Source organism: Microbacterium sp. nov. GSS16, from assembly GCF_028198145.1.
In the GTDB taxonomy this organism is placed as follows: domain Bacteria; phylum Actinomycetota; class Actinomycetes; order Actinomycetales; family Microbacteriaceae; genus Microbacterium.
Genome location: NZ_CP116338.1, coordinates 1,452,705 through 1,470,546, shown reverse-complemented (window position 1 = coordinate 1,470,546; position 17,842 = coordinate 1,452,705). Strand labels below are relative to the sequence as shown.

Here is a 17,842-nt window from a genome sequence, read left to right as displayed (position 1 = left end):
GCGCCAGGGGCGCGGGCGGCCTTCGTATGCGATGCCCGGCTCAAGCGAGGATGAAGGTGACCTCGACCTCGACAGGGGTGTCGAGCGGCAGGCTCGCCACCCCGACAGCCGCGCGGGCGTGCTTCCCCGCGTCACCGAAGATCTCGCCGAGCACCTCGCTGGCGCCGTTGACGACGGCCGGCTGACCGGTGAAGGCGGGGTCGGATGCCACGAAGCCCCCCACCCGCAGCACGCCGGCGATCCGGTCGACGCCTCCCGCTGCCTGAGCGGCGGCCGCCAGCGCGTTCAGCGCGCACGTGCGGGCGTAGCTGTGGGCATCCACCGCATCGATCTCTGCGCCGACCTTCCCGGTCGCCGGCAGCGCGCCGTCGACGAAGGGCAGCTGCCCCGATGTGTAGACGAGACCACCGTGCACCACGGCCGGGACGTACGCGGCGACGGGAGCGGCGACGGCGGGCAGCTCGATGCCGAGCTCTGTCAGACGCGCGGAGACGCTCACTGCTGAGCTCCGTCGAACTGACGGGATGCCTCGGCCGCGGCGGCGAGGCCGGCGTTGGCTGTCGAGTCCTGCGTGATCGGGCGCTTCAGGTAGGCGACCAGGCCGCCCTCCGGGCCCTGGACGACCTGCACGAGCTCCCAGCCCTGCTTGCCCCAGTTGTTGAGGATCGCCGCCGTGTTGTGGATCAGCAGCGGCGTGGTCAGATACTCCCACGTGATCATGGCACTCCTGTGCGTCGGCGACGTACGGCACGGGATGCCGAAGCGTCGAGGCTCTTATTCAGGGAATTCCCTTAACATCAGCGTATGCCTCAAAAGAAACGCACGCTGTCTGGTGTGCTCGGCGGTCTGCTCGGCCTGGTGGGTCTGAGCGCGGTCGCCGGGGTGCTGGTCACCGCAGCCGTCACCCCCGCCATCGCCGTCGCCGGAGTGACGGGGTCGCAGGCACTGACGATCTTCGACAACCTGCCGAACAGCCTGACACCCAACCCTCCCATGGAGCCGACCGAGTTCTATGGAACCGGCGAGGACGGTCAGCCCTTCCAGCTGGCGAAGTTCTTCGACCAGAACCGGGTGCCCGTGACGTTCGAGCAGGTGTCGCCGTTGCTGTACGACGCGATCCTCTCGAGCGAGGACAAGAACTTCTACGAGCACGGCGGCGTCAACCTCCTCCAGACCATGAAGGCCGCGGTCGAGAACTTCACGGGCTCGTCTTCTCGAGGCGCGTCGACGATCACCCAGCAGTATGTGAAGAACGCTCTGATCCAGGAGTGCGAGCAGGGCGTCAGCCCGGGCGACGAGGACTACGACGGCAAGATCCGGCAGTGCTTCGAAGGTGCCGCGCAGTCGAAGGGCGCCGAGGGCATCGAGCGCAAACTGCAGGAGATGCGCTACGCGGTGCAGATCGAGAAGGACTACTCGAAGAACGAGATCCTGCTGGGATACCTGAACGTGTCGAATTTCGGCGGCACCACCTACGGTATCGAGGCTGCGGCCAACCGCTATTTCGGCACGAGCGCGGCGAACGTGACGCTCGTGCAGGCGGCAACGCTGGCGGGCATGGTTCAGGAGCCCAACCTGCTGCGCATCGACCGCCCGGAGGAGGGCACGTGGACCGATAAGGACGGCGTCGCGCACAACAATGCTGCGGACGGCTACGCGACGACGCGCGACCGCCGTGACTACGTTCTCGGTCAGATGCTGAAGAACGGACAGATCACCGAGGAGCAGCACGCTGCCGCCGTCGAGGCGCCGATCGAGCCGAATCTCACGCAGACCACGCAAGGCTGTGCAGCTGCGGGCGCCAATGCGTATTTCTGTCAGTATGTGAAGTCGGTCGTCGAGTCGGACGAGGCATTCGGCGCCACGCCCGAGAAGCGCGTCGAGAACATGCGACGCGGCGGCATGCAGATCTACACCTCGCTCGACATGCGGGTGCAGGGTCCCGCGGTGCAGGCCGTGCGCGAGAGAGTGCCTGCCGCGATGCCGGGCATTCTCGTCGGCGGCGCCGGCGTCTCGATCGAAGCGTCCACCGGCCGCATCCTCGCAATCGCGCAGAACACGGAGTTCAGCGAGTCGTCGAATGCGAGCCTCGCCAACGGGCAGTCCTCGCAGGTGTTCGCCGCCGATAAGAAGCACAACGGCTCCACGAACGGCTTCGAGACCGGATCGACGTGGAAGCTCTTCACGCTGCTGGAGTGGCTCGAGCGCGGGCATTCGGTCAACGAGGTGCTCGACGGGCGCTATCCGGTCTTGGGCAAGTTCGCGCAGTGCGGCGGCACCTACACCCTCACGCGAGAGAATTCGTCGGAGAACTTCGGAGGAGGACGGGGATCGGTCAGCAGCGTGCGCAGCTTCACCGCGGCCTCGCTGAACACCGGCTTCTTGGCCATGGCTCAGAAGCTCGACCTGTGCGACATCAACAAGATGGCGAAGCGGCTCGGCGTGCACTACGGCAACATGGGAGATGTCACCACTGACGGCGCCGCGGTCAACGACCCGTTCCCCACCGTGCTCGGCTCGAAGTCCGTCGCCCCGATTCAGATGGCGGGCGCCTACGCCACCGTCGCCAACAAGGGCATCTTCTGCGAACCTCGCGTGATCGACAAGATCGTCGCCCAGGACGGCAAGGAGATCCCCCTCCCGAAGACCAGCTGCACGCAGGTGATTTCCCCTGAGGTGGCGGCGACCGCCGCATACGCGCTGCGGGGCGTGATGGAGGGCGGCACCGGCTCCGGCGCCAAGCCCAACGACGGGATCCAGGTCATCGGCAAGACCGGTACTGCTGAGAAGTCGCACACGATGCTGGTGGAGTCGAGCACCAAGGTCACGACAGCGGTGTGGGTCGGAAACGCCGACGGCCGCGAAGACCTGAAGAACTTCCGTGCGCACGGGACACGGCTCAACGACATCCGCTATCCGCTCGCAAGGGACATCCAGCGCGCGGCGAACGCGGTGTACGGCGGCGACCGGTTCCCCGAGCCCGACCGCAGTCTGACCCGCACGGTCCCGAAGGATCTGCCCGACGTGGTCGGCAAGTCTGTCGAGGAAGCCACTCAGATTCTGGACGCGGCAGGATTCAGCGTGCAGGTCGGAGAGCCCGTCGACAGTCAGATCGGTGCCGGCCTCGTCGCAGAGCAGACTCCTGGCGCCGGCCGGGTGGCCAGTGGCACCACGGTGACGCTGCGACCGAGCACGGGCAATCAGCCCGCGGCGCAGGCGACGGTGCCGAAGGTGACGGGCGCGAAGTTCAACCAGGCCAAGACCGCGCTCGAAGGCGCCGGTTTCGGCGTCTCGGCAGACGGATGCAAGAACGGGTCGACCGTGAACGGCCAGAATCCTCCCGCCGACACGGCCGCGCCCGCCGGCACCGTCATCACGCTCACGTGCGCGGGTGACGGGTGAGCCGTCGCACTGCCGCACACCCGGCCCTCATCGCGCTCGGCGCGATGGGGGCCGTCGGCGCCGGCGCCGCAGTCTGGGGAATCGGCATCGAGCGCTACCTGTTCACCGTGCGTGAAGCCAGTGCAGCCGCTCTGGCACCGGGCAGCGCACCTGTTCGCGTGCTGCACATCTCCGACGCGCACATGGCACCCTGGCAGCGCCGCAAGCAGCAGTGGCTCGCGTCGCTGGCAGAGCTCGGTCCCGACCTGATCGTGAACACGGGCGACAACCTAGGGCACACGGAAGGGCTGACCGGAATCCGGCGCGCGTTCGCCCCGTTCGCCGGCATCCCCGGTGTCTTCGTGCACGGGTCGAACGATGTGCAGGCGCCCGCACCGCGCAATCCGCTGAACTACTTCCGGGGCCCTTCCCGTGTGCATCACAAGCCGCAGCCGCTCGACACCGCAGCGATGGATGCGTTCTTCATCGACGAGCTCGGCTGGGTCGATCTGAACAACACGGCCGCGCGGATGGACGTCGCCGGCAACAGCATCGATCTCTTCGGCGTCGACGACCCCCACCGCGGGTGGGACGATTTCGGCGCGGTCACCGCCGCGATCTCATCGACGGACGCCGCCCCCACCACGGCCACCTCACGCATCGCCGTCGCCCACGCGCCGTACCGGCGTGTGCTCGACAGGTTCGTCGATCTGGGCGCCGACGCGCTGTTCGCCGGTCACACCCACGGCGGGCAGGTGTGTCTGCCCGGCTTCGGCGCGTTGGTGGCGAACTGCGACATCCCGCTGAAGCAGGCGAAGGGTCTGAGCAGTTGGTCGCACCGCGGTCGCACGGTGCCGCTGAACGTCTCGGCAGGGTGCGGTCATTCGATCTACGCCCCGGTGCGGTTCGCCTGTCGCCCGGAGGCGACCCTGCTGACGCTGACCGCCCGGCTCTGACGCGCCCGGACCCACCGGCGGATTCGTCGTTGCACCGTCGGCCATGTAGACTTGAACGGTTGCAATCACGGGGTGTGGCGCAGCTTGGTAGCGCGCTTCGTTCGGGACGAAGAGGCCGCAGGTTCAAATCCTGTCACCCCGACAGCATGCAGAAAGGGACCCGCCGAAGGTGGGTCCCTTTCTGCATGCTCGAGAGTGTCAGTGGGCCCCACGGCGCAGGAGGCTCCGCGCGCCGCCGTTGCACAGGGGACTCGAATAAGCTGGTTCATCATGACGCACCCCCGCCTGGTCGCCTTCGACCTCGATGACACCCTCGCGCCCTCGAAGGGCGAGATCGATGACCGCATCGCCCACCTGCTTCGCGAGCTGCTGCGGCGTGTGGATGTCGCGATCATCTCCGGCGGCAACGAGCAGCAGTTCCGCACCCAGGTGATCGCCCGCCTCAGCGAACTGCATCCCGACGAGTACTCGCGTCTGCACCTGCTGCCGACCTGCGGTACGCGCTACCTCCGTCACGACGGCTCGACCTTCACGGCCGTGTACGCGCACGATCTGAGCGACGACGAGAAGACCGCCGCTCTCACCGCCCTGCGCGAGGAGGCCGAGCGGCTCGGCCTGTGGGAGGCGGAGCCGTGGGGTGACATCCTCGAGGACCGTGGCTCGCAGATCACCTTCTCGGCGCTCGGTCAGCGCGCTCCGCGCGACGCCAAGCACGCGTGGGACCCGAGCGGCGAGCGGCGAGCGGCGCTTCGTGACGCGGTGGCACCGCGTTTGCCCGGTCTCGAGGTGCGCTCGGGAGGTTCGACGTCGATCGACATCACTCGCGCCGGCATCGACAAGGCGTACGGCATGCAGAAGCTCGTCGAGCACACCGGCCTCCGCCTCGATGAGATGCTCTTCTACGGCGACCGCCTCGACGAGGGCGGCAACGACTATCCGGTGCGGGCGATCGGCGTGCGTTCCATCGCGGTCGAGGGCTGGCAGGACACCGCTGACAAGCTCGACGCCCTGATCGCCACCCTGCCCGATCCGGTCGCCCGCTGAGCGGCGACCGGCCGATCGTCAGTCGAGGACGCCGCCGGATTCGTCGAGGTAGCAGTTTCCGCACAGCGACTCGTACGCCACCTCGGCGCCGTCGATCGCGACCTGGTCGCCGGCGAACACGAAGCGGCCGTCGACCATGCGGCCGTTGAAGACCGCTTTGCGGCCGCACCGGCAGATGGTCTTGAGCTCCTCGAGCGAGTGGGCGATCGCGAGCAGACGAGCCGAGCCCGGGAAGGCGTGGGTGCGGAAGTCGTTGCGGATGCCGTACGCCATCACCGGGATGCCGTCGAGCACGGCGATGCGGAAGAGGTCGTCGATCTGCTCTGGCGTCAGGAACTGCGCCTCGTCGACCAGCAAGCACGCCACGTCATGCGGCTCGGCCGAGTGCTTGCCCTCTTCGAGCACGCGCTCGCGCACGCTGGTGAACAGCGCACGGGCCTCGTCGTGCGGTCCGATGAGGAAGTCGACGTCGCGCGTCATGCCGAGTCTGCTCTCGATCTGCGACGCGCCCTTCGTGTCGATCGCGGGCTTGGCCAGCAGCACTCGCTGACCACGCTCCTCGTAGTTGAAGGCGGCTTGCAGCAGGGCGGTGGACTTGCCCGAGTTCATCGCGCCGTAGCGGAAGTACAGCTTCGCCACGGTCGGGTCGTCAGGCCGAGAGGGACAGAACGGATGCGGTCGCGCTCATCGACTTCTCCGCGGCGTCCGCGTCGTCGTTGAGCCGGCGGCCCATCGTCGGGATGAGATCCTTCAGCTTCGGCTCCCAGCCGGCGTACTGCTCGGGGAAGCAGCGCTTGAGCAGTCCGAGCATGATCGGCACCGCGGTCGATGCCCCGGGCGAGGCACCGAGCAGCCCCGCGATGGTGCCGTCCTCGGCCGCTACGACCTCGGTGCCGAACTGCAGGATGCCGCCCTTCTGCGGGTCCTTCTTCATCACCTGGGCGCGCTGCCCTGCCTGGATCAGTTCCCAGTCCTCATCGCGTGCGGTCGGCACGAACGTGCGCAGGTTGTCGACCTTCTTGCCGTGGCTCTTGACCAGCTCACTGATCAGATACGTGATGAGATCGGGGTTGGCGAACGCGACGCGGAGCATCGGCCACAGGTTGTGCGGGCGCACCTGGGTGATGATGTCGAGCATCGAGCCGTGCTTGAGGAACTTCGGACTGAAGGTCGCGAAGGGCCCGAACATCAGCGACTTCTCCCCGTCGACGACGCGGGTGTCGAGGTGGGGCACCGACATCGGCGGGGCACCGATCGCGGCCTGCGAGTAGACCTTCGCCTGATGCTGCGAGACGAGCGCCGGATCGGTCGTCTTCAGCCACTGACCGCCGATCGGGAAGACGCCGTATCCCTTGATCTCAGGGATTCCGCTCTTCTGCAGCAGCTTGAGCGCCCAGCCGCCGGCGCCGACGAAGACGAAGCGCGCCTTGACCTGACCCGGAGTGCGGCCGATGACGTGACGGTACTTGACGAGCCAGCTGCCGTCGCTCTGGCGCTTGAGGCTGCGCACCTCGTGGTCGGTGCGCACCTGCACGCCCGACTTGGCCAGGTGATCGAAGAGCTGGTGGGTGAGCGAGCCGAAGTCGACGTCGGTGCCCGAGGGCACTCTGGTCGCCGCGAACGGCTCACCCTTGCGACGCTTCTGCATGAGCAACGGGGCCCACTTGTTGATGACGCGCGAATCCTCGCTGTACTCGATGCCCTCGAAGAGGGGCTGATCCTTCAGCACCTCGTAGCGCGCCTTGAGGAACGCGACATCCTTCTCGCCCCGCACGAAGGTCATGTGCGGCACCGAGTTGATGAACGTCGACGGACCATCGAGGGTGCCGCGCTCGACCAGCGTCGACCAGAACTCACGGCTCTGCTGGAACTGCTCGTTGATCGAGATCGCCTTGGCGGGATCGAGCGAGCCGTCCTTGCCCTGCGGCATGTAGTTCAGTTCGCACAGAGCGGCGTGACCGGTGCCGGCGTTGTTCCACGGGTTCGAGCTCTCCTGAGCGACGCCACCGAGTCGCTCGTAGGCGACGATCTTCCAGTCCGGCTGCAGCTCGTGCAGCAGGGTACCCAGCGTGGCGGACATGATGCCCCCACCGATCAGAACGACATCGACGGTTTCGGTCACCAGAACAGTCTAGTCGTCCGTGGCGGTGCGGCTTTCCGGCCGCGGAGCGCCACCGACGCGGCCGCCGGCGACCCCGTCGATCCCCTCCGGCACACCAGGAAGACCGACCAGGGCGCCTCGGAGCGTGCGTCAGACCGCCGCGGGCTCGAGGCGCCTGGTGAGCTCTTCGGCGATCTGCACGGCGTTGAGCGCGGCGCCCTTGCGCAGATTGTCGTTGCTGATGAACAGCACCAGGCCCTTCCCCTCGGGGGCGGACTGGTCGGCGCGGATGCGACCGACGAAGCTCGGGTCCTTGCCGGCGGCCTGCAGCGGCGTCGGCACCTCGTCGAGCACCACGCCGGGGGCGGATGCCAGCACTTCACGCGCACGATCCGGCGTGATGTCGTGCGCGAACTCGGCATGGATCGACAGCGAGTGCCCGGTGAAGACGGGCACGCGCACGCAGGTGCCGGCGACGCGCAGGTCCGGAAGGCCGAGGATCTTGCGGCTCTCGTTGCGGAGCTTCTTCTCCTCATCGGTCTCGTTGTCGCCGTCGTCGACGACCGAGCCCGCGAGTGGGATGACATCGAACGCGATCGGCGCGACGTACTTCTGCGGCGCGGGGAAGTCGACCGCCGATCCGTCGTGCACGAGCCGCAGGGTGTCGCCCTGCGCGAGGACTCCCTCGACCTGGCCGAGCAGCTCCTCCGCACCGGCGATGCCCGAGCCGGACACAGCCTGGTAGGTGCTTACGATCAGCCGCTCGAGACCGGCCTCGGCGTGCAGCGCCTTCAGCACGGGCATGGCCGCCATGGTGGTGCAGTTCGGGTTGGCGATGATGCCCTTGGGGCGCTCGTCGATGGCATCCGGGTTCACCTCGCTCACCACGAGCGGAACCTCGGGATCCATCCGCCAGGCGCTGGAGTTGTCGACGACCACCGCTCCCGCTGCGGCGAACTTCGCGGCATACGCGCGGCTCGCGGTCGCGCCCGCGGAGAACAGGGCGATGTCGATGCCCGAGGCATCCGCCGTCTCGACGTCCTCGACGATCACGTCGACGCCGCCGAAGTCGATGGCAGTGCCGGCCGACCGGGCGGAGGCGAACAGGCGCAGCTCGCGGACCGGGAAGGAGCGCTCGATGAGGATGTCGCGCATCACGGTGCCGACCTGGCCGGTCGCGCCGACGATGGCGATCGAGAATCCGGAATCGGAGATACGGGTCATGGGGGATCCTTGGCGTGCAGGCGATGCGCCAGGCTCAGCCCCGGGGTGCGGACGCTGCGCCTGGCACCGATGTCAGGGTTGCGGTGAGTCTATCCCGTCGCCGTCGAGTGCGGGTCCGGGATTTCAGAGGGTCAGCGGCCGGTGCCCGCGTGCACGACAGCTTCGATCTCGCTGTCGAGACCGTATGCGCTGTGCACCGTGCGCGCCGCCTCGGCGACGTCGTCGCCGCGGAGCACCACCGAGATGCGGATCTCCGACGTGGAGATCATCTCGATGTTGATGCCGCCGGCGCTGAGCGCCTCGAAGAGGATCGCCGAGACGCCGGAGTGGGTGCGCATCCCGGCGCCCACGACCGAGAGCTTGCCGATCTGATCGTCGTGCAGCAGGTTCTCGAAGCCCACCTCGCGCTGCTCGGCGGCGAGCGCCTTGAGTGTCGTCGCCGCATCTGCCTTGGGCAGCGTGAAGGAGATGTCGGTGCGACCGGTGGATGCCGCGGAGACGTTCTGCACGATCATGTCGACGTTCGCCCCGGCCTTCGAGACAATCTTGAAGATCTCGGCTGCCTTGCCCGGCACATCGGGCACACCGGCGACGGTGATCTTGGCCTGGCTGAGGTCGGTGGCGACTCCGGCGACGATCGGTTCTTCCATGGCTTCTCCCTCGATGGCGCGCGGGTTCTTCATGCCCTCGCCCAGAACGTACGTGCCCTCCGACGACGAGAAGGTCGAGCGGGCGTGGATGAGCACGCCGTGACGGCGGGCGTACTCGACGGCGCGGATGTAGAGCACCTTCGCGCCGTTGGCGGCGAGCTCGAGCATCTCCTCGCTGGAGACCTGCTCGAGCTTGCGAGCGCGCGGAATGACTCGCGGGTCCGCGGTGAAGATGCCGTCGACGTCGCTGTAGATCTCGCAGACGTCGGCGTTGAGCGCGGCGGCCAGGGCGACGGCGGTGGTGTCGGATCCGCCGCGCCCTAGCGTGGTGATGTCGCGGGTGTCGCGGTTGAATCCCTGGAAGCCGGCGACGATGACGATCGCGCCCTCGTCGAGCGCCTCACGGAGGCGAACGGGGGTGACATCCACGATGCGCGCCTTGCCGTGGTGCGAGTCGGTGATCATGCCGGCCTGGCTGCCCGTGAACGATCGCGCCTCGAAGCCCATCGAGTGGATCGCCATGGCGAGCAGCGCCATCGAGATGCGCTCACCGCTCGACAGCAGCATGTCGAGTTCCCGCGGTGCCGGGATGGGCGCCACCTCGTGCGCGAGGTCAAGCATCTCGTCAGTCGTGTCGCCCATGGCGCTGACGGCGACGACGACGTCGTGACCGGCACGACGGGTGTCGACGATGCGCTTGGCGACGCGCTTGATGCTCTCCGCGTCGGCGACGGACGAACCGCCGTACTTCTGCACGATCAGGGCCACGATCACTCCCGGGGACGAAGGGCGGATCCGCCCAGGCACATTCTACAAATCACCCTCATGCCGCCTCACACATGTGACGCGTGCACGGGACGCGGCGTCAGCTGCGGCCGCCGGAGTCGGGCCGGTCGCCGGAATCGGATCCGTCGCCGGCGCCCGGCCGTTCAGCGAGGTCGGGCCGGTCGCCGGAGTCGGGGCGCGGGTCCGAGACGATCACCTCCGCGGTCTCGGTCGTGGTGATCGGTCCCGTGGTCAGATCGGGAGCGGATGCCCGCGGCCGAAGGCGTCCGCCGGTCGCCGCGAGCCAGCATCCGATCAGCACGACCGGGAAGCCGATCAGCAGGCCGGGCGTGAGCGGCTCGGCGAGCACGATCGCACCGAGCACGATGGCGACGATCGGATTGACGTAGGTGAACAGCGGGGCGCGCACCGGACCGACCTCGCGGATCAGTGCGAAGAAGGCGACGAAGGCGAGCGCCGTGCAGACGATGCCGAGCAGCAGCAGCGACACCGTGGCGCGGACGGTGGGCACCTCGTGCTGCGTGAGCAGCGCGGCTGGAAGGTATCCGATCCCGATGGCGAACAGCGCGAGCGTGATGGTGCCGAGCGACGGCACGTCCTTCAGCTTGAGGGCGATGATGAACGGCGCGACCGCGTAGAGCACCGCGGTCAGCAGGATCTCCCCGATCGCGAACGCGCTGCTCGGGCCGTGCGGGAAGAGGCCGGGGCCGGCGACGACCACCGCGACGCCGGCGAAGCCGAGCAGCAGGCCGCCGAGCCGGGCCGGCGCGAGAGCGGATCGGTCTCCTCGCAGCAGCGCGATGATGACGGCGAACAGCGGAACGGTCGAAACGAGCAGGCCGGTCAGACCGGACGGCAGCTGCGTCTCGGCATGGCTGAGCAGCAGGAAGGGCCCCGCCATCTCGACCAGACCGAAGGCGAGCACCCAGGGCCAGTGCCGCCAGGCCGCGGCGAGCGCGCCGGCACGCAGCGCGAAGGGCAACAGGATGATGCCGCCGAGCAGCGTGCGACCGGCGACCACCGCCGGCGGCGAGAACGAGTGCACCGCCTCTTTGATGAAGAGGTAGGTGATGCCCCAGACGAGCGCCATGATCGCGAACAGGATCCAGCCGCGGCGAGTGAATCCTGCGTGCTGCGCGCTCATAGCCGGCGACGACCCTCGAAGGCCCGCCCCAGCGTCACCTCGTCGGCGTATTCGAGGTCACCGCCGACGGGCAAGCCGGATGCCAGTCGTGACACGGTGATCGACATGCTGGTCAGCAGGCGGCTCAGGTAGCTGGCGGTCGCCTCGCCCTCGAGATTGGGATTCGTGGCGAGGATCACCTCCTGCACGGTGCCGTCGGCCAGCCGCGCCATCAGCTGCGCGATCCGCAGGTCGTCGGGACCGATGCCGGCTATCGGGCTGATCGCGCCGCCGAGCACGTGGTACAGACCGCGGAACTCGCGGGTGCGCTCGATGGCGGCGACGTCCTTGGCGTCCTCCACGACGCAGATCAGCTCCGGGTTGCGGCGGGGGTCGCGGCAGATGGCGCAGCGATCCTGCTCGGAGACGTTGCCGCACACCTCGCAGAAGCGCACTCGCGCACGCACTTCGGTGAGCAGCTCGGAGAGCCGCGCGACGTCGAACGACGGCGTCTGCAGGATGTGGAACGCGATGCGCTGCGCGGACTTCGGCCCGATGCCGGGGAGGCGGCCGAACTCGTCGATCAGCTCCTGGACGATTCCGTCGTACATCAGTTGAACCTCGAGGGCGGCTGGTAGGGCTCTTCACGCAGGAACTTCGCCCCGAGCACCTGCCTGATCACAGCCTCGCCGCGACGCTCGACGCCGTCGGAGGCCTGGGGACGATTCGCGGGCGGGGGCACCTCACGAAGAGACGGGCGAGCGGGCGCCTGCGCAGGATCAGCCGCGCGTGCCGCAGGTGTCGCGGGCGTCGCAGCCTGGCGACGTGGTTCGTCGTATTCGGGGTCGTACGGCGGCTCGTCGTCGAAAGGCGGGTAATCGTCCTGCGGCGGAGGCGCGTCGATGTCGCCGTCGTGCGGGGGCCGCGGGGCCGACCCGGCCGCCTCGACCTCGCCCGGTTCGTCGTCGACCGGGAACTGCGGCTGCGGAGCGCTCGACGCGGTCGCCGGTGCGCTCGGGCTCGGGCTCGGGCTCGGCGAGCGATGCTCCGCCTCCTCGACCGCGGCGGGGGCCACGGCCACCGGAGCAGATGATGGGATCGGAGCGACGGCCCAGTCGGTGACCGCCGCCGACGCGGGGCGGGTCGCGTTCGACGCTGGCCCCCCGGTGCCCGGTCGCGGCGGCACCGCGGCGCCGCCTGCCCCGCCGAGATTCTGCGGGCCGCTCATCGGATTCGCCCAGCCGGAGGCCGGGGCGTCATCATCTCGCGCGGGTGCGGCGCCCGAGCCCGATCCGGAAGAGGCGGGTCCGGTCGACGCCGCCCCCGACCCTGCGGGGCCTGATCCTGCGGGCGCGGTGGGCGCGGCTGCTCCCCCGCCGCCGGGTGGCAGCGGGGCCGGACGGTACTTGACCGTCACACCCAGCTCCTGCTCGATGGCCGCGCGAAGGTGGTCGGACGTGCTCCTGCCGGGTGTGGTGCCCTTGAACCGGGGCACATCGCTCGGGCTCGAGAACCCGAGCGTGAGCACCTCGCTGCGCGCGTCGAACGCGAGAGGCTGGATGCCCGTCACGATCAGCCATGAGGGCCGGCTGATGGACTCGAGGCGGGTGAGCACGGCCGGCCAGGCTGCGGCGATGCGCTCGAATGTCACCGGTCCACTCGGCGCGGGAGCAGCCGTCTCCGCAGCGGTGTCAGCCGCACCCTCGGACGCGTTCTCGATCCTCGGCGTCGCGGTGCCGGATGCCGGATCACCCGCCGCATGGGCGGGCTGCGGTGCGGCGACCGCACGATCTGTCATGGGAGCCGAGCCGGAGGGGGCGGCGTGCGTCGAGTCGGGCTCGACGGGGACCGACCCGGTGAGGTTCTCGACGATCACCGGCGACACGCTGGGCGCATCGGCGGACGACGCGGCCTGCCCTGCCACCGGCTTCTGCGCGGGCGCGCTCTGCGCAACGTGAGTCTGCGCGGCAGGGTTCTGCACCGGCGCCTGCCGCGCGAGCATGCTCTGCGGGGCGGGAGTCTGCGCAGGCGCGCCTTGCGCCCGCGCCGCCTGCGCAGATGCACTCTGCGGCGCCACGGTGCCGGCATCCTGCGACGAACCGGCGAGCACACGCGCGACCATCAGCTCGAGGTGCAGCCGCGGCGACGTCGCGCCGCTCATGTCGTCGAGCGCCTGGCTGACCAGGTCAGCGGTGCGAGACAGGCGCGCCGCGCCGAAAGAAGCCGCCTGCCCCTGCATGCGCTCCATCTCGTCGGCGGGGATGCCGCGCAGCACCGCCGACGCACCGTCTCCCACCGCCTCGATCACGATGAGGTCGCGGAGGCGCTCGAGCAGGTCATCCACGAAACGGCGCGGGTCCTGCCCCGTCTGCACGACGCGATCGACCGCGGGGAACGCCGCCGCCGCGTCGCCGGCGGCGAGCGCGTCGACGATCTCATCGAGCAGCGCGGCGTGCGTGTAGCCGAGCAGCGCGACGGCGCGCTCGTAGGTCACGTTCCCCTCATCCGACCCTGCGATCAGCTGATCGAGCAGCGAGAGCGTGTCGCGCGGCGATCCGCCGCCCGCCCGCACGACGAGCGTGAGCACGCCAGGCTCGACCTGCACACCCTCCTCGCCGCAGAGCTTCTCGACGTACTCCAGCATCGCCGCCGGCGGCACCAGCCGGAACGGGTAGTGGTGCGTGCGCGAGCGGATCGTGCCGAGCACCTTCTCGGGCTCGGTGGTCGCGAAGATGAACTTCACGTGAGCGGGCGGCTCCTCGACCAGCTTCAGCAGGGCGTTGAAGCCCTGCGGGGTGACCATGTGCGCCTCATCGAGGATGAAGATCTTGAACCGGTCGCGGCTGGGAGCGAAGGTCGCGCGCTCGCGCAGATCGCGCGCGTCATCGACGCCGTTGTGGCTCGCGGCGTCGATCTCGACCACGTCGAGCGAGCCGCCGCCCGCGCGAGACAGCTCGACGCAGCTCGGGCATACGCCGCACGGCGTGTCGGTCGGGCCCTCGGCGCAGTTCAGGCACCGTGCGAGGATGCGCGCCGAGGTGGTCTTACCGCAGCCGCGCGGACCCGAGAACAGATACGCGTGACCGACACGGTCGCCGCGCAGGGCGGTCATGAGCGGATCGGTCACCTGGGACTGCCCGATCATCTCGCCGAAGGTCTCGGGCCGGTAGCGGCGGTACAGGGCTGTCGTCACTCGACCAGCCTACGGCGTGCCGCCGACATCAGCCCTCCCGGTCCGATCCCCCTGTGGGCGGCGCGGAGGGGGGAGGGCGCGAAGGCGCCGAACGGAGGTCAGGCCTCGAACGCGTCGATGATGGGGATGGTCGTCGTGGTCACCGGGAGCGAGACCGACAGACGGGTGCCGTCGTCGCGGCGGGCATCCTCGATGCCGCGCAGCGTCGGCCGCCCCGGCCGCACCGGGCCCTGGCCCGCGAGCAGCACCGACGCGGGCTCCCCGACCGCCGCGCGATGCGCCGCGCCGCGCACGGTGAACTCGACGGCATCGCCGTCGCGCACCTCGAGGTCGAGCTGGTTGCGCGTGATGGTGACCTGCAGCTGCGAGCCACGCCATTGCAGCGGGTACGACAGCTCGGGCCAGTCGAGCGGCAGACGGGGGTCGAAGCTCAGCTCGCCGTCGTGATCGCGCATGCCGCCGAAGCCGCTGACGAGCGCGGTCCAGATCCCGCCCGCCGACGCGACGTGCACCCCGTCGGAGGCATTGTTGTGCAGGTCAGCCAGGTCGACGTACAGCGCCTGCTCGAAGTACTCGCGGGCGAGATCCTGATAGCCCACCTCGGCCGCCATGATCGACTGGACGACCGCCGACAGGGTCGAATCGCCCGTGGTCAGCGGGTCGTAGTAGTCGAAGTCGGCCAGCTTCTCCTCTTGGGTGAAGTGGTTGCCCTGAAGGAACAGCGCCAGCACCACATCGGCCTGCTTGAGCACCTGGAAGCGGTAGATCACCAGTGGGTGGTAGTGCAGCAGCAGCGGACGCATCTCGGCCGGCGTCCCCTCGAGGTCCCACACCTCGCGCTCCAGGAAGAACGCGTCCTGCGGGTGGATGCCTAGCGCCTCGCTGTACGGGATGTGGATCGCCTCGGCCGCGCGCATCCAGGCATCCCGCTCACCGTCGTCGAGACCGGTGCGCTCGACCAGCGCCGCGTACGCGGCAGGGGCGTTCACGGCCATCTCGCCGACGATGCGCGCCGCGAAGCGCAGGTTGTAGCGGGCCATCACGTTCGTGAACAGGTTGTCGTTGACGACCGTGGTGTACTCGTCCGGCCCGGTCACCCCGTGGATGTGGAACGTCGAGTCGCCGTTCGTGCCGCGCCAGAAGCCGAGCGTCGCCCACAGGCGCGCGGTCTCGACGGCGATGTCGGCGCCCTCCCGGCGCAGGAAGTCGAGATCGCCGGTGGCGCGCACGTACTTGCCCAGCGCGAAGCTGACGTCGGCGTTGATGTGGTACTGCGCCGTGCCGGCGGCGTAGTACGCCGAGGCCTCTTCGCCGTTGATCGTGCGCCACGGGAACAGCGCACCCGCCTCGTTCAGCTGAGCGGCGCGCCGGCGGGCGGCCGGAAGCATCATCACCCGCGAGCGCAGCGCGTTCTTGGCCCACTGCGGCGAGGTGTAGGTGAGGAAGGGCAGCACGTAGATCTCGGTGTCCCAGAAGTAGTGTCCGCTGTAGCCAGAGCCGGTCAGGCCCTTCGCAGCCACGCCGTTGCCATCGGCCCTCGAGGCGGCCTGCGCGAGCTGGAACAGGCACCAGCGGGTGGCCTGCTGCAGGTCGTCATGGCCGGCGATGCGCACGTCGGAGCGCTCCCAGAACGCGTCGAGCCACGCGCGCTGCGCGGCGAACAGGGCATCCACCCCCTCCACCCCGACACGGTCGAGGGAACGGCGGCAGCGGTCCACGAGCTCGCGGGGCGGGACGCCGCGCGAGCTGTGGTAGCTGACGATCTTGTCGATCCGGACCGGCACCCCGGCCTTCGCCTGGATCCGGAACACGTTCTTCGCGATATCGGGCTCGACGAGCGTGCGCGCGCTGTACTCGTTCTCGGTCTCGATGAGGTGATCGGCGACGACGGCGACCGTCATCCCCGAGTCGGAGACCCGGTACGACAGAGCCGAGCGCAGCCCGTCCTGCCAGTACTCCACCGGCTGCAGCACGCGCTCGGTGATCCTGTTGCTCTTGCGCGGATCGAAGCCGGCCCCGCCGTCGCCCTTCCGCGCCATCGGATCGCCGGCGTAGATCCCCGCGCCATCCTGCCGGTTGATCATCTGGCAGCTGACCGTGACCGGCGCATCGGCGTTCTCGACCGTCAGCTCGAGACGGAGCACGGCGAGGTGGCGCTCTTCGAAGCTGACCATCCGCTCGTCGCGCATGCGCACGCGCTTGCCCGACGGCGTCACCCAGACGACGTCACGCTGCAGCACCCCGGTGCGCATGTCGAGCGCTCGCGAGTACTCGTGCACCTCCATCTCGTCGAATGAGAGCGGCTCGTCGTCGATGTAGACGCGCATGATCTTGGCGTCAGGCGCGTTGACGATCGTCTGCCCGACCTCCGCGAACCCGTACGCCTGCTCGGCGTGGCGGATCGGCCAGGTCTCGTGCAGGCCGTTGATGAAGGTGCCGTGCTCGTGCGCCCCGCGCCCCTCGATGTGGTTGCCGCGCAGCCCCAGGTAGCCGTTTCCGACGGTGAAGACGGTCTCCGACACCCCCTCCTCGTCGTAGCGGGTCTCGATGAGACGCCAGGGGTCGACGGGGTAGCGGTCGCGATCGATCATGCTCTCTCCGAAAGCGTGTGAGGGGGTCAGTTCTGCGCGTCGTCGAGCAGACGGGCAAGATCATCGACGATACAGGTCGCACCCGCCGCGCGCAGAGCCGCGGCGCCCGCGCCGCGGTCGACGCCGACCACGTCCCCATATCCTGCGGCGGCCGCCGAGGAGACGCCGGACACGGCATCCTCGACGGCGATGGCCGCGGCGGGGTCGACCCCGAGCATCCGGGCGCCGTCGAGGAACATGTCGGGCGCGGGCTTGGATGCGAGGTGGTCGCGCTCGGCGACGAGCCCGTCGACGACGACGCGGAAGAAATCGCGGATGCCGGCGCTCGCGAGCACCTCCTCCGCGTTCTTCGAGCTCGACACGACCCCCATCGGCACACCGGCGTCGCGCAGGCTCTCGAGCAGCGCGAGCGAACCCGGATACGGGGCGATCCCCTCGCTGCGCAGCACGGCGATGAACGCGTCGTTCTTGCGGTTGCCTACGCCGCACACCGTCTCGGCCGCGGGCGGGTCGGTCACCTCTCCCCAGGGCAGCTCGACGTTGCGGCTGCGCAGCAGGCTGGCGACCCCGTCGTAGCGCTTCTTGCCGTCGACGTACGCGAAGTAGTCGTCATCGGTGTAGGCCGGCTCGATTCCCCAGCGCGCGAACACCTCGTCGAAGACCTTCTGCCAGGCGCGCATGTGCACCTCGGCGGTCGGCGTGAGCACACCGTCGAGGTCGAAGAGCACGCCGGTGGTGCGATGCAGATCGGGGAGAGCGTCAGACATGGAACCTCCTTGGTCGGACGGGCTCG

14 protein-coding genes and 1 tRNA gene are annotated in these 17,842 nt (G+C 69.1%); 4 read left to right on the top strand and 11 right to left on the bottom strand.

Translation table 11 applies throughout. The features are described 5' to 3' along the window. Positions 1–40: 40 nt before the first annotated feature. On the bottom strand, positions 41–499 hold the full coding sequence (locus tag PGB26_RS06925) for a RidA family protein (RefSeq protein ID WP_271636943.1): 459 nt from the start codon (positions 497–499) through the stop codon (positions 41–43). Further along, positions 496–720, bottom strand: a complete 225-nt coding sequence (locus tag PGB26_RS06920; RefSeq protein WP_071643745.1) for a hypothetical protein — start codon at positions 718–720, stop codon at positions 496–498. Before PGB26_RS06920 ends, PGB26_RS06925 begins: the two co-directional genes overlap by 4 nt. Before the next feature lie 84 nt (positions 721–804). Between PGB26_RS06920 and PGB26_RS06915 the strand changes: the two genes are divergently transcribed. From PGB26_RS06915 to PGB26_RS06900, 4 genes are all read left to right on the top strand, one after another. Beyond that, positions 805–3,402, top strand: coding sequence for a transglycosylase domain-containing protein (locus PGB26_RS06915; protein ID WP_271636942.1), 2,598 nt, complete (start codon positions 805–807; stop codon positions 3,400–3,402). Positions 3,403–3,446: 44 nt separating this feature from the next. Further along, entirely contained in the window at positions 3,447–4,337 is an 891-nt protein-coding gene (locus tag PGB26_RS06910; RefSeq protein WP_271639613.1) for a metallophosphoesterase, read from the top strand. A gap of 68 nt (positions 4,338–4,405) precedes the next feature. After that, a tRNA-Pro gene (locus tag PGB26_RS06905) sits at positions 4,406–4,479 on the top strand. Between the two features lie 128 nt (positions 4,480–4,607). Then, positions 4,608–5,381 carry an HAD-IIB family hydrolase gene (locus tag PGB26_RS06900; protein WP_271636941.1) on the top strand — a complete coding sequence of 258 codons (774 nt, stop codon included), beginning with the start codon at positions 4,608–4,610 and terminating at the stop codon, positions 5,379–5,381. A gap of 18 nt (positions 5,382–5,399) precedes the next feature. Here the strand turns inward: PGB26_RS06900 and PGB26_RS06895 are convergent, their stop codons facing one another. The 9 genes from PGB26_RS06895 to PGB26_RS06855 form a co-directional block, all read right to left on the bottom strand. Further along, positions 5,400–6,020, bottom strand: coding sequence for a thymidine kinase (locus PGB26_RS06895; protein WP_271636940.1), 621 nt, complete (start codon positions 6,018–6,020; stop codon positions 5,400–5,402). A gap of 10 nt (positions 6,021–6,030) precedes the next feature. Then, the gene (locus PGB26_RS06890; RefSeq protein ID WP_271639612.1) at positions 6,031–7,461 is read right to left on the bottom strand and encodes a malate:quinone oxidoreductase; all 1,431 of its coding nucleotides are present in this window, start codon (positions 7,459–7,461) and stop codon (positions 6,031–6,033) included. 171 nt (positions 7,462–7,632) lie between these two features. Continuing rightward, positions 7,633–8,706, bottom strand: coding sequence for an aspartate-semialdehyde dehydrogenase (locus PGB26_RS06885; RefSeq protein ID WP_271636939.1), 1,074 nt, complete (start codon positions 8,704–8,706; stop codon positions 7,633–7,635). Positions 8,707–8,837: 131 nt separating this feature from the next. After that, positions 8,838–10,124, bottom strand: a complete 1,287-nt coding sequence (locus PGB26_RS06880; protein ID WP_271636938.1) for an aspartate kinase — start codon at positions 10,122–10,124, stop codon at positions 8,838–8,840. A gap of 97 nt (positions 10,125–10,221) precedes the next feature. Next, positions 10,222–11,286: a DMT family transporter gene (locus tag PGB26_RS06875; RefSeq protein ID WP_271636937.1), complete on the bottom strand. Its 1,065-nt coding sequence runs from the start codon at positions 11,284–11,286 to the stop codon at positions 10,222–10,224. After that, positions 11,283–11,876, bottom strand: coding sequence for a recombination mediator RecR (recR, locus tag PGB26_RS06870; protein ID WP_271636936.1), 594 nt, complete (start codon positions 11,874–11,876; stop codon positions 11,283–11,285). Before recR ends, PGB26_RS06875 begins: the two co-directional genes overlap by 4 nt. Next, positions 11,876–14,458: a DNA polymerase III subunit gamma and tau gene (locus PGB26_RS06865; protein WP_271636935.1), complete on the bottom strand. Its 2,583-nt coding sequence runs from the start codon at positions 14,456–14,458 to the stop codon at positions 11,876–11,878. The genes recR and PGB26_RS06865 overlap by 1 nt, the downstream gene beginning before the upstream one ends. Positions 14,459–14,556: 98 nt before the next feature. Continuing rightward, entirely contained in the window at positions 14,557–17,049 is a 2,493-nt protein-coding gene (locus PGB26_RS06860) for a glycoside hydrolase family 65 protein (RefSeq protein ID WP_271636934.1), read from the bottom strand. Positions 17,050–17,075: 26 nt separating this feature from the next. Further along, a complete protein-coding gene (locus PGB26_RS06855; RefSeq protein ID WP_271639585.1) occupies positions 17,076–17,816 on the bottom strand; it encodes an HAD family hydrolase in 741 nt (246 codons plus the stop codon). Positions 17,817–17,842 lie beyond the last annotated feature (26 nt).